General features: G+C 35.8%; 11 protein-coding genes. 2 read left to right on the top strand and 9 right to left on the bottom strand.

The window, feature by feature from the left end:
• Nucleotides 1–42 precede the first annotated feature (42 nt).
• The 9 genes from pyrF to gyrA form a co-directional block, all read right to left on the bottom strand.
• A complete protein-coding gene (pyrF, locus tag AC0L5Q_RS01245) occupies nt 43–741 on the bottom strand; it encodes an orotidine-5'-phosphate decarboxylase (protein ID WP_473613782.1) in 699 nt (232 codons plus the stop codon).
• 190 nt (nt 742–931) lie between these two features.
• Nucleotides 932–2,098: a lipopolysaccharide assembly protein LapB gene (gene lapB, locus AC0L5Q_RS01240; RefSeq protein WP_473613778.1), complete on the bottom strand. Its 1,167-nt coding sequence runs from the start codon at nt 2,096–2,098 to the stop codon at nt 932–934.
• Nucleotides 2,099–2,107: 9 nt separating this feature from the next.
• Nucleotides 2,108–2,269, bottom strand: a complete 162-nt coding sequence (locus AC0L5Q_RS01235) for a hypothetical protein (RefSeq protein ID WP_473618244.1) — start codon at nt 2,267–2,269, stop codon at nt 2,108–2,110.
• A 182-nt stretch (nt 2,270–2,451) separates the two neighbouring features.
• The gene (gene ihfB, locus AC0L5Q_RS01230; protein ID WP_076419052.1) at nt 2,452–2,739 is read right to left on the bottom strand and encodes an integration host factor subunit beta; all 288 of its coding nucleotides are present in this window, start codon (nt 2,737–2,739) and stop codon (nt 2,452–2,454) included.
• 87 nt (nt 2,740–2,826) lie between these two features.
• A complete protein-coding gene (gene rpsA, locus AC0L5Q_RS01225) occupies nt 2,827–4,491 on the bottom strand; it encodes a 30S ribosomal protein S1 (protein WP_473613776.1) in 1,665 nt (554 codons plus the stop codon).
• Nucleotides 4,492–4,601: 110 nt separating this feature from the next.
• Nucleotides 4,602–5,282, bottom strand: coding sequence for a (d)CMP kinase (cmk, locus tag AC0L5Q_RS01220; protein WP_473613773.1), 681 nt, complete (start codon nt 5,280–5,282; stop codon nt 4,602–4,604).
• Between the two features lie 85 nt (nt 5,283–5,367).
• A complete protein-coding gene (aroA, locus tag AC0L5Q_RS01215) occupies nt 5,368–6,648 on the bottom strand; it encodes a 3-phosphoshikimate 1-carboxyvinyltransferase (RefSeq protein ID WP_473613771.1) in 1,281 nt (426 codons plus the stop codon).
• A 1-nt stretch (nt 6,649) separates the two neighbouring features.
• The gene (gene serC, locus AC0L5Q_RS01210; protein WP_473613768.1) at nt 6,650–7,735 is read right to left on the bottom strand and encodes a 3-phosphoserine/phosphohydroxythreonine transaminase; all 1,086 of its coding nucleotides are present in this window, start codon (nt 7,733–7,735) and stop codon (nt 6,650–6,652) included.
• Between the two features lie 368 nt (nt 7,736–8,103).
• Nucleotides 8,104–10,791, bottom strand: a complete 2,688-nt coding sequence (gene gyrA, locus AC0L5Q_RS01205) for a DNA topoisomerase (ATP-hydrolyzing) subunit A (protein WP_473613765.1) — start codon at nt 10,789–10,791, stop codon at nt 8,104–8,106.
• A gap of 390 nt (nt 10,792–11,181) precedes the next feature.
• On the opposite strand from gyrA, the gene ubiG reads away from it, so the two are divergent.
• Complete coding sequence (ubiG, locus tag AC0L5Q_RS01200) at nt 11,182–11,892, top strand: bifunctional 2-polyprenyl-6-hydroxyphenol methylase/3-demethylubiquinol 3-O-methyltransferase UbiG (RefSeq protein WP_473613763.1); 711 nt, start codon at nt 11,182–11,184, stop codon at nt 11,890–11,892.
• Nucleotides 11,893–11,900: 8 nt separating this feature from the next.
• Nucleotides 11,901–12,557: an HAD-IA family hydrolase gene (locus AC0L5Q_RS01195; RefSeq protein WP_473613760.1), complete on the top strand. Its 657-nt coding sequence runs from the start codon at nt 11,901–11,903 to the stop codon at nt 12,555–12,557.
• Nucleotides 12,558–12,717: the final 160 nt, after the last annotated feature.

Below are 12,717 nucleotides of genomic sequence, written 5' to 3'. Positions count from 1 at the left end.
ATTAATCCATTTTTAAGTTTATTATTCATTTTATCATGGAGATCAAAATATAAGCGAAGCGTTAATACTTTGTAAAACACTATGAGGATCAATTGCTTTTGTTATTGGACGACCGATAACTAAATAGTCGACTCCAACATCAATAGCCTCTCTTGGCGTCATAATTCTTTTTTGATCATCAGCAGACGAACCGGCAGGCCTAATACCTGGGGTTACTAACTTAAACTCTTTACCTTGAGATTGTTTTAATGCTTCAGCTTCCCAAGCCGAACATACAACACCGTCTAAACCACTTTGGTTCGCTAACGTAGCCAATGCCATAACTTGCTCTGCAGGCGTTTTAGTAATACCTAAACCTAATAAATCATCTTGTCCCATACTTGTTAATACCGTAACACCAATTAACAATGGCGCATCTTGCTTATAAGAAACTAACGCTTCTTTAGCTGCAATCATCATTTTACTACCACCACTGGCATGAACATTAACCATCCATACGCCTAAATCAGCAGAAGCTTTAACCGCTTTTGCTACGGTATTAGGAATGTCGTGAAATTTTAAATCTAAAAAAACATCAAAGCCTTTATTCGTTAATGTTTTTACAAACTCAGGACCAAAATAAGTAAACATTTCTTTGCCTACTTTTAAGCGACAATCACTCGGCTGAACTTTATCAACAAATGATAATGCATCTGCTTTTTTATCGAAATCTAATGCAACAACAACTTTTGGATCAAACATGGAGTTCCCTATTCTTTAATTCTTTAATTCTTTAATTCTTTAATCAAGCGTACATTCAAAAAATATAAAAATCATAATTACACTTTTCAAAGTATTAAAGTTCTAGAGCAAAGAGAAAACACTGAGTTGACGTTAGTCAATGGGTACTTTCGATGCAGCTGTTGAACTTTAAAACACAGAAAAGGAGTAATTATTCGCCTTCGAGGCCTCTAACTGGTTTAAGCTGCTCCCAATCATGACATGACGGACAAGACCAATAATGTGTACTACTGTTAAAGCCACACGTTCTACAGCTATATCTATGTTTAAGCTTTAAATATTCAGAGATGAGTTCTTTAATAACATCTAAGTGTTCGGTAGCGCTTTCTTGTTCTGACTCTGTCATTTGCATTTTAACAAAGTGCTTAAAACCACGAATAGTTGGTCTTCTTTTTAAAGCTAGTAAGATAAACTCTTTCGCTTTATTTAATGTGTATGTTTTTTCAAGGTATTCAAGATAAGTTATCAAAGCACTTGAGCTTCCTGTTTCTTCATAAACTTGTCTTATAAATTTATAAAATTCTTCTTCTTCACCCAATTCACTATAACAATGTTGCATTTTAGTTATAACATCAGGAAAAAACTCTTTGTCTTGTTTATAAATATCACGATAACATTGGCTAGCTTCATCATATTGTTGATGATTTTCGTATATTTTAGCCATTAACCAATTAGCACGGCATGAATCAGGATCTAAAGCTAAGGCATTCTCTAACAGCTCTATAACTTCAATAAACTCATCCTTTGCTAAAGCAGTGGTTGCTAATTCACAGTAAAAATTAGCTAAATTATGTTTAAGCTTTTTATCTTTAGTTTTAAGAATAGATTTTTTTAACTTTATACCTTGATGCCAATCTTTTGTTGACTGATAAATCTGCATCAAAAAACTTAATGACTTTAGCCCGTATACTTTAGATTTTAATAATTGATTAAACATATTTTCAGCACGATCATATAAACCGGCACTTAAAAAATCTTTTCCTAATTCAAAAACCGCCTGTTGTTGCGCATTCGTTGGAAGATGTTTTTGTTTAACCAAATGTTCATGTACTTTTAATGCGCGATCAAGCTCACCGCGTTTTCTAAACAAGTTTGCCATTGCAAAATGAGCTTCAACTGAATCGTCTTCAACTTTTAATGCTTCAAGTAAGTAATCAATCGCTTTATCTTGTTGATTTGAAAATAGATAATTTAGACCTGTAGAATACTTTTTTGATAATTCTTCTTTTTCTGTGTAAACATTTTGTTTGAGGCTATTACCTCTCATGAACCAACCATATGCTACAGCTACAGGTAACAATAAAAAAAGCCATTCCATATAAAAGTCCTAAGAATTATTTTTTGATGATTTTCGAGGGGAAACTACATTGATTAACTTCCATAATAGGCAAAATAATAAACCTAGAATGAAACCAATAATAGTAAAAAGACTCACTGTTGCAGCAACCGAAATATCGACTCTTGCAATTAAATAGTTAAGTGTCAGCATTTGGTCATTTTGGCTACCAAACACGAAAGCTATAGCCAAAAAAATAAGAAATAAAATAACCGTTAAGTATAAACGCACAATAAACTCTTATATTTTAATAAAGTGTAATATAAAAAAATGGCACGCTATATAGCATGCCATTTCATTTGAAAGCATAGAGCTTAATAAACTCTTATAACTACTTAAGCAATAGAAAGATTAACTCTTTCACGTAACTCTTTACCAGGCTTAAAGTGAGGTACATACTTACCCTCAAGCTCTACAGATTGACCTGTTTTAGGGTTACGTCCAATACGCGGAGCACGATAATGTAGTGAAAAACTACCGAAACCTCTAATTTCAATACGGTCACCCTTAGACAGAGTTTGCGCCATCATTTCAAGAATTTCTTTAATTGATTGCTCTACATCTTTAGCAGACAAGTGACTTAACTTATCAGTTAACTTTTCAATCAGTTCAGATTTGGTCATTTAAACCTCCAGTGATGATTTAACTTACGCGTAAATGGATTCAAAATAAAGGAAAGCTTTCACTTCCCTTTATTACTTAGTTAGCTATTAAACTTTAGCGTTTTTAAACGCTTCAGCCATAGCACTTAAACCAGAATCTTCTTCAGTTTGGTTTAGAGAGTCCATTGCTTCGCGTTCATCTGCTTGGTCTTTAGCTTTGATTGATAAGCTGATTGTGCGGTTCTTACGATCTACACCAACAAACTTAGTTTCAACACTATCACCTACAGATAATTCAGTTGTAGCGTCTTCAATACGTTCACGTGAAATATCAGCAACACGTAAATAACCTTCAACACCTTCAGCTAACTCAATTTTAGCGCCTTTAGCGTCTACTTCAACAACCTTACCATTAACAATAGCACCTTTTTTGGTGTCTGTCAGATACTGGTTAAACGGATCGTCTTCAGTTTGCTTAACGCCTAAAGAAATACGCTCACGCTCAGGGTCTACTTGTAGTACAACAGCTGAGATTTCATCACCTTTCTTGTATTCACGAACAGCTTCTTCACCGCCAGCCCATGAAATATCAGATAAGTGAACTAAACCATCAATTCCGCCGTCAAGACCAATAAAGATACCAAAGTCAGTGATTGACTTGATCTTACCTGATACTTTATCACCTTTGTTGAAGTTCTTAGCAAACTCTTCCCATGGGTTCGGGATACATTGCTTAAGACCTAGAGAAATACGACGACGTTCTTCGTCAATTTCTAATACCATTACTTCAACAGTATCACCTAAGTTAACAACTTTAGATGGGTGAATGTTTTTGTTAGTCCAATCCATTTCAGAAACGTGAACTAAACCTTCAACGCCTTCTTGTATTTCAACAAAACAACCGTAGTCAGTTAAGTTAGTTACGCGACCAGAAAGTTTAGCACCTTCAGGGTAACGCTTAGCAATAGCTACCCATGGATCTTCGCCTAACTGCTTCATACCTAATGAAACACGTGTACGTTCACGGTCAAATTTAAGTACTTTAACTTGAATTTCGTCACCAACATTTACGATTTCGCCAGGGTGTTTAACACGCTTCCAAGCCATATCTGTAATGTGTAGTAAACCGTCAATACCACCTAAATCTACGAATGCACCGTAGTCTGTAAGGTTTTTAACGATACCTTTAACTTCTAAGCCTTCAGCTAATGACTCTAATAATGCATCACGTTCAACACTACTTTCAGATTCAATAACAGCACGACGAGATACAACAACGTTATTACGCTTTTGATCAAGCTTAATAACTTTGAATTCTAAATCTTTACCTTCAAGGTGAGCAGTGTCGCGAATTGGGCGAACATCTACTAATGAACCAGGTAAGAAAGCACGAATATTGCTAACTTCAACTGTGAAACCACCTTTAACTTTACCGTTGATAACACCGATAACAGTTTCTTTTTCTTCATATGCTTTTTCAAGCACTTGCCATGCTTCGTGACGTTTTGCTTTTTCACGAGAAAGAATTGTTTCACCGAAACCATCATCAGTAGCATCTAAAGCTACGTCGATCTCATCACCAACACTAATTTCAAGCTCACCAGAAGTGTTTTTGAATTGGTCGATTGAGATAACGCTTTCAGATTTTAATCCAGCATCAACTAAAACGTTGTCTTTGTTGATTGCTACTACAGTCCCTTTAATGATTGAACCAGGACGTGTTTCGATTTCTTTTAAACTTTCTTCAAAAAGTTGTGCAAAATTTTCAGTCATAATGTTTTTATGAACTCAGCTTATAATCCAATCAACATACATGTTTCATGGGGTTGTTAATAATGCCTAGCGTATCCGTACAGTTAGGCTTCAAATAATATTTTCTTAAGTTATGATAGTATTTTTGATGAAAAAGATAGTATTTTTTCAACAACATCATCGACAGAAACATCCGTAGAATCAATAACTAACGCCCCTTCAGCTGCGATCAACGGTGCGACATCTCTATTCTGATCTCGCTCATCTCGTTGACGTATGTCATCCAAAAGGCGCCCGATTTTAACATCAAGCCCCTTTTCTTTCAACTGTTTAAATCGACGTTGCGCTCTTTCTTCCGCGCTTGCTGTTAAAAATACTTTAATTGGTGCATCTGAAAAAACAACTGTTCCCATGTCTCTACCATCAGCAACTAAGCCAGGTGACACTTTAAATGCGCGTTGTCTTCTTAATAAGGCTTCCCTTACTCTGGGAAATGCTGCCACTTGAGAGGCTAATTTACCTATTTCTTCAGTACGAATAGTATCAGTAACATCTTCTCCTTCGAGAACGATTTTACTGTCTCCTTCGCTACTGATTTCAAACTGAACATCTAAATGAGCAGCCATTGGTATTAATGGCTCTTCTTCATTAACATCAACTTGATGATAATGAGTCGCTAAAGCCAAAACGCGGTAAATAGCACCACTGTCAAGTAAATGCCATCCAAGCTTTTCTGCAACTATACGAGCCACAGTACCTTTACCAGCGCCACTAGGTCCGTCAATAGTGATTACTGGAACGTTTTGCTGCATACATCTTTCTCCTAATATCGAAAATCGGCGAAATTATACGGGATTTAACCTATCAAATCGCGTAAAAGTTTTTTTTGTAAGATTTTTAGCAAGAAACTTGTGCTAACTTATCAAAATAGTCTGGAAACGTTTTCGCTGTACATTTTGGATCATTAATCGTTACAGGCGTATCACTCAATGCTATTAGAGAGAAACACATAGCTACGCGATGATCATTGTAAGTATCTATTTCAGCATGCTTTAATAAAGCTGGTGGTGTTATTGTGATAAAGTCTTCGCCTTCGATCACTTCTGCCCCTACTTTTCTAAGTTCAGTTGCCATTGCCGTTAATCGATCTGTTTCTTTTACGCGCCAGTTATATATGTTTCTAATCGTTGTCGTACCTTTAGCAAAAAGTGCTGTTGTTGCTATAGTCATAGCAGCATCAGGTATGTGATTCATGTCCATATCAATACCTATAAGCGGTTTGCCTATAACAGTAATTGACTCATCATTCCACTTAACCTCTGCCCCCATTTTCTCAAGTACATCAGCAAAGTGCTTGTCGCCCTGCACACTTAATTTACCAACACCGTGCACCGTAATTTCACCACCTTTAATTGCACCGGCAGCTAAAAAGTATGACGCTGAAGAAGCATCACCTTCAACCATGTAACGATCAACGGACTGGTAAGATTGATTACCTTGTACAGTAAATGATTGATAGTCATTGTTTTGCACTTTAATGCCAAACCTAGACATAATATCAAGAGTAATATCAATATACGGTTTTGAGACTAATTCACCTTTAATCTCTATATTAGTATTGGTTTTTAACAAGGGAGCAATCATAAGTATAGCGGTTAAAAACTGGCTAGAAATTGAACCATCAATAGTAACAGTATTACCAGTTAACGCTTTACCGGTTATTTTTACTGGCGGATAGTCTTTATTTTCCAGATATTCAATATCAGCATCAAGTTGTGCTAGTGCGTCAACCAAGTGACCAATAGGTCGCTCTTTCATTCTTGGTTCACCTGTTAATACGAATTCACCTTCACTAGCAGCCAATGCTGCACATAAAGGGCGCATAGCTGTACCAGCATTTCCTAAGTAGAGTTCTAAAGGTTTATCCGTATTAAAAAAACCGTTATTTCCTACCACTGTACACTCAGTACCGCAATCACTTAAAGTATACTTTACACCAAGCGTTGCTAAAGCATTAAGCATATGTTCAATGTCTTCACTAACAAGTAAGTTAGTAATTTTAGTAACACCATTAGCTAACGCGGCGATTAACAATGCGCGATTCGATAAGCTCTTTGAACCCGGTAAAAAAATTTCACCATTAATTTTTTTAATAGGATTTAATGTTAACTGTTCCATTTTATCCATTCTCCTGTTCAAATTTTTTCATAAACGCGACTAATGCTTCTACACCTTCATAAGGCATTGCATTGTATATACTTGCTCGCATACCACCGACAATACGATGGCCTTTAAGCGCTGTAAGCCCTTCATTTGCTGCTTCAGCTAAAAACGATTTATTTAATTCTTCATTAACTAACCAGAATGGTATATTCATTAAACTACGAAATTCTTTTGCTATGTTATTTTTATAAAAACGACTGTCATCAATATAGCTGTAAAGAAGTTGAGCTTTTTTAGCATTAACTTTTTCAATTGCTTCAACACCACCTAGATCAGCTAACCAATCAAAAACAAGTCCAGCTAAATACCATGCATAACTAGGAGGCGTATTATACATAGAGTCGTTATCAGCTAATGTTTTATAATTCATGATACAAGGAGTTGCTTTAGCAGCATGACCAATAAGATCGTCTCTCACAATAACTATAGTTAAACCCGATGGTCCAATATTTTTTTGAGCGCCGGCATAGATAAGCCCAAACTTTGAAACATCAAATTTTCTTGAAAGGATGGTTGACGATAAATCAGCAACTAAGGGAATACCATTTGTTTCTGGTAACTCAAAAATTTCTAAGCCATCAACCGTTTCATTTGGACAGTAATGTACATAAGCAGCATCAGCCGATAAAGGCCATTCATTTAAAGGGATAATAGATTTTGAGCTTTCAGTTTCACGCGTTATATCAATAACATTCACTTCACCAAAATTAGCCGCTTCTGCTGCTGCTGCTTTGGACCAAGAACCCGATACAATATAATCAGCTTTCTTACCTTCAGGTAATAAATTTAGAGGAACTGCAGAGAATTGCCCTCTGCCACCGCCATGACAAAACAGCACTTTATAATTCTTAGGAATATCCATTAATGTACGAAGTGTTGCTTCTGCATTGGCTGCTACAGCCATAAACTCAGGGCTTCTATGACTCAATTCCATTATAGAACTCCCCATATTTTCCCAATTAATAAACTCTTGCTGCGCTTTTTTCATTACATCAACGGGTAACATTGCAGGGCCAGCACAAAAATTATAAACACCAGACATTTTTAAATTAACCTTTTGAAATTTTGTTATATTAATAAGCATGCTAATTTACTTAGAAGCAAATCAAACTGACTTATTCACTTTTATACCAAACGCATTAATGAATTAACCTATTTTTATACAAAGAATAAATGGTCAAATACACAGGTTCATCGTTCCAAACTGAACCTAAGCACCTACGTCCTGTAGGCGAGGCATTTATTTTAATAAGCAGTGTTCTAATTATTAAATAAATAATGATGTAATTGGCCATTTAAACGAGTATAAATGCTCAATGGGTTATTGCGATTGGTATTATTTATTAATACCAACTTAAACATAAAAAAGAGCGGTTAAACCGCCCTTTTATTTTTATTGTGTGGCCGTTGCTATTCTATATCTTCACCAGCTTCGTCGGATGACTCACTAGGAGTTGACTCTGCAGGTGTTTCAGCATTGACTTCTGGTGATGATGACTCATCTACACCACTTCCATCGTTATCTTCATCGGCATCATCTGATTGAATTTCATCAATACGTTGAAGAGCAACAACTAATTCCGTTTCAGAAGTACGGATTATACGAACACCTTGTGTATTTCGTCCGATAACACTCACTTCGTTTACACGAGTTCGTACTAATGTTCCATTATCGGTGATCAACATGATTTCGTCTTGTTCTTCTACCTGAACAGCACCAACAACTTTACCATTACGCTCACTGACTTTAATAGAAACAACACCTTTAGTAGCACGACTCTTCGCAGGGTATTCTTCTAATGAAGTACGCTTACCAAAACCATTTTCAGTAATGGTTAATATAGGTCCATCATTATGAGGAACGATAAGAGACACAACTTTTTCGTCGTTTTCTAACTTCATACCACGAACACCTGTTGCGTTACGACCTACAGGTTTCACAACAAAGTTAGCATCATCAGGGTTTTTCTTACCTTCAGTAAAGCGTACAACTTTACCTGCATCAGAAAACAGCATAATGTCGTTATCACCTTCAGTGATATCTACACCAATTAGCGTATCGTCTTCACGTAAATTAATCGCAATAATACCATTTGCTCTTGGACGAGAGTACTCAGTTAAGCGAGTTTTCTTAACAGTACCAGAGGCTGTAGCCATAAAGATAAATTTATCTTCTTCGTATTCACGTACTGGTAGAATAGCCGTAATTCTTTCATCAGCTTCTAATGGAAGAATATTAACAATTGGACGCCCTCTCGCTGTTCTACTTGCTAGAGGTAATTGGAAAACTTTAAGCCAATACATTCTTCCTCTATCAGAGAAACAAAGAATAGTATCGTGAGTATTCGCGACAAGAAGTCTTTCAATAAAGTCTTCTTCTTTCATTTTAGTTGCAGCTTTACCTTTACCGCCTCGACGCTGAGCATCGTAATCGGCTAGAACTTGATATTTAACGTAACCTTCATGAGAAAGTGTAACAACCACATCTTCTTCACAAATTAAATCTTCCATCGATAAATCATGGGACGCAGAGCTAATTTCTGTTCTACGTTCATCACCGAATTCAGTACGAATGTCTTCAAGTTCTTCACGAATAACTTCCATTAAACGCGCAGGAGTCGCTAATATGTGTAACAACTCAGCAATAAGATCAAGAAGCTCTTTGTATTCGTTTAATATTTTCTCATGCTCTAGACCCGTTAATTTATGTAAACGTAAGTCTAATATTGCTTGAGCTTGTTGTGCTGTTAAGTAATATTTATTGTCTCGAATACCAAATTCTGGCTCTACCCATTCAGGTCGAGCAGCATCGTAACCGGCTGCTGAAAGCATTTCAGCAACATTACCTAACTCCCAACCTTGAGAAGTAAGCTTTTCTTTAGCTTCACTTGGTGTTGGAGAAGTTTTGATCAATTGAATGATCGGATCTATATTCGCTAATGCGATTGATAGACCTTCAAGAAGATGTGCTCTTTCACGAGCTTTACGAAGTTCAAATATTGTACGACGAGTTACAACTTCACGACGATGTAATATAAATGCTTCAAGCATTTCTTTCAGATTAAACAACTTAGGTTGGCCATTTGTTAAAGCCACCATATTTAAACCAAACGACACTTGCATTTGAGTTAATTTGTAAAGATTGTTTAATACAACTTCGCCTACTTCACCACGTTTTACTTCAATAACCATACGCATACCGTCTTTATCAGACTCATCACGTAAGGCAGAAATACCTTCTAAACGTTTTTCTTTAACAAGCTCAGCCATTTTTTCAATTAAGCGTGCTTTGTTAACTTGGTAAGGTAGCTCATGAACAACAATAGTTTCTTTACCTGAATTGTCATCAACTTCTATAGAAGCACGAGCGCGGATCTTAATTTTACCACGGCCTGTTCTATAAGCTTCTTGAATACCTGCACGGCCGCTAATAATAGCCGCAGTAGGAAAATCAGGACCCGGAATATGTTCAATTAACTCTTCAATTGACAGCTCACTATTTTCTATAAGCGCCAAACAAGCATTAATCACTTCCGTTAAGTTATGCGGTGGAATATTTGTTGCCATACCAACAGCAATACCTGAAGTACCGTTAACCAATAAATTAGGTATGCGTGTAGGCATTACAGCAGGAATATGCTCAGTTCCATCATAGTTAGGAACAAAATCAACCGTTTCTTTATCTAAATCGGCCAAAATAGAATGTGCAATTTTTGCCATTCTAATTTCGGTGTAACGCATAGCAGCAGCGGAGTCACCATCGACTGAACCGAAGTTACCTTGCCCATCAACCAACATGTACCTTAAAGAAAACGGCTGCGCCATACGAACAATAGTATCGTATACAGCAGTATCACCATGCGGGTGATATTTACCGATAACATCACCAACAACACGTGCTGATTTTTTATAAGGTTTATTGAAGTCATTACCTAGTACATTCATAGCGAATAAAACGCGACGATGCACTGGTTTTAATCCATCACGAACATCAGGTAATGCTCGCCCTACTATTACGCTCATCGCGTAATCTAAATAGGAGTTTTTTAATTCATCTTCAATATTTATTGGAGAAATATTGTTAGCCAGATCGGTCATAAATCGATGGTATCCCTTAACTTAGAACAAAATCAGAATTTTCGAAATTATAGTTATAATTAACACGGCATACTAACATAAAATTTCACAAGACAATACTGCTTTATGGCTCTCGATTATATTCATATACTTTTATCGAATGAATACTTATAAAGCCTTGTTTTAATTAATTAAAACAGAAAACATCAAAACGTTTAATATTTGAACAACAGTAAAAAACAGGATGATTTGACTACTTTTTAAACCATTAATTTAATTCACCTAAAAATAACTACAAATGAAGAATAAAAGCTAAATTTTACTCTGGATATACTTTTAAGCTACTAGGTTTGAATCACATTTTCATTTAGAATCATTAACAATGAAAACATTCTGCAATGAGTCTATAAAATGTCTAAAAACATTAACGTAAATTTTGATGAAATTGAAAAATTCGAAAAAGTCGCCAGTCAATGGTGGGATCTTACTGGTGATTTTAAACCACTCCATCAAATCAACCCACTTCGTTGTCAGTTTATTATTCAACATGTACATAATCTCTTTGATAAAAACATACTAGATGTAGGATGTGGCGGAGGCATACTGAGCGAAAGCTTAGCCAAGTTAGGCGCTAATGTTACGGGTATTGATATGGGAGAAGAACCTCTAAATATAGCAAAGCTTCATGCATTAGAATCTAACGTTAAGTTAGATTATGAAAAAATAACAGCAGAGGAGAAAGCCAAACAAAGCCCTGAAGCCTTTGACATTGTAACTTGTATGGAAATGCTTGAGCATGTTCCAGACCCTTCTTCAATCATTTCTGCATGTGCTGATATGGTGAAACCTAATGGTTTTGTGTTTTTCTCCACCTTAAATAAAACCATCATGTCTTATTTGTTAGCCATAGTCGCTGCAGAAAAAGTACTTAAACTTGTTCCTAATGGTACCCATAACCACGATTCGTTTATCAAACCCTCAACCTTAATTTCATGGGCTGAAGATCAAAATTTAAAATGTATTGATGCAGTAGGAATTCACTACAACCCATTAACAGAAAATCATAAATTAACATCAAAATTAGATGTTAACTATATTTTATGTTTCCAAAAACAAGCATAGGAAAAAGAATGAATAAGCATACTGCAGTATTATTCGATTTAGATGGTACTTTATTAGATACCGCAAATGATCTAGGCGAAGCATTAAATTATGTATTAAAAAATAAAGGTCTTGAGCCTGTCGACAGAGAAAAGTACAGACCAATTGCCTCTGACGGTGCGAAGGGTTTATTAGAGTTAGGGTTTGGAGAACGACTTTCGGAATTTAATTTTAATGCGCTGCGCATTGAATTTTTAAATTACTATGAACAAAATATTGCTGTTCATACTAAGTTATACCCTAATATAGAAAAATTATTATTCTCATTGAATGAAATGAATATTCCTTGGGGAATTGTAACGAACAAACCTGAATACTTATCTAAAATTTTAGTGCCCAAATTTCCGCAATTCGATCAATGTAAAACATTAATAGCTGGAGATACCCTGCCTCAGCGTAAACCACACCCTGCTCCTATTTTATTTGCATGCGAACAAATGAATAGCGATCCCAAAAAATGCATATATGTTGGCGATGCCCTTAGAGATATTGAGGCTGGCAATAGCGCAAACATGTACACAATAATAGCGCAATGGGGATATATTTTAGATATTAATGAATGTGAACAGTGGCAAGCTGACGCTATGACTTTAAACCCACTAGACATAATGGCGACGATAAAATAAACAAGTGTTCAATTTGTAATTTATTTGATGAAAATTCAAACATTAACGACTAAAAAACAAACGTACATTTTATGTACACCTGTTATTTATTTAAAATAAATAACAGAAAATAATTAACCTAAAAAAAGCATTGCGTTTCTCATAAATCAAAAATAAAACG

Source organism: Pseudocolwellia sp. G5-9, assembly GCF_055808995.1.
The sequence above is the reverse complement of the archived record's forward strand: the minus strand, read 5'-3'. Positions and strand labels throughout refer to the sequence as shown.

What these genes read in the sequence shown, in the direction of transcription:
- ubiG (WP_473613763.1), top strand. Translation starts at nt 11,182, where the DNA reads ATGTCTAAAAACATTAACGTAAATTTTGATGAAATTGAAAAATTCGAA.
- pyrF (WP_473613782.1), bottom strand. Translation starts at nt 741, where the DNA reads ATGTTTGATCCAAAAGTTGTTGTTGCATTAGATTTCGATAAAAAAGCA.
- serC (WP_473613768.1), bottom strand. Translation starts at nt 7,735, where the DNA reads ATGTCTGGTGTTTATAATTTTTGTGCTGGCCCTGCAATGTTACCCGTT.
- gyrA (WP_473613765.1), bottom strand. Translation starts at nt 10,791, where the DNA reads ATGACCGATCTGGCTAACAATATTTCTCCAATAAATATTGAAGATGAA.
- rpsA (WP_473613776.1), bottom strand. Translation starts at nt 4,491, where the DNA reads ATGACTGAAAATTTTGCACAACTTTTTGAAGAAAGTTTAAAAGAAATC.
- aroA (WP_473613771.1), bottom strand. Translation starts at nt 6,648, where the DNA reads ATGGAACAGTTAACATTAAATCCTATTAAAAAAATTAATGGTGAAATT.
- AC0L5Q_RS01195 (WP_473613760.1), top strand. Translation starts at nt 11,901, where the DNA reads ATGAATAAGCATACTGCAGTATTATTCGATTTAGATGGTACTTTATTA.
- AC0L5Q_RS01235 (WP_473618244.1), bottom strand. Translation starts at nt 2,269, where the DNA reads ATGCTGACACTTAACTATTTAATTGCAAGAGTCGATATTTCGGTTGCT.
- cmk (WP_473613773.1), bottom strand. Translation starts at nt 5,282, where the DNA reads ATGCAGCAAAACGTTCCAGTAATCACTATTGACGGACCTAGTGGCGCT.
- lapB (WP_473613778.1), bottom strand. Translation starts at nt 2,098, where the DNA reads ATGGAATGGCTTTTTTTATTGTTACCTGTAGCTGTAGCATATGGTTGG.
- ihfB (WP_076419052.1), bottom strand. Translation starts at nt 2,739, where the DNA reads ATGACCAAATCTGAACTGATTGAAAAGTTAACTGATAAGTTAAGTCAC.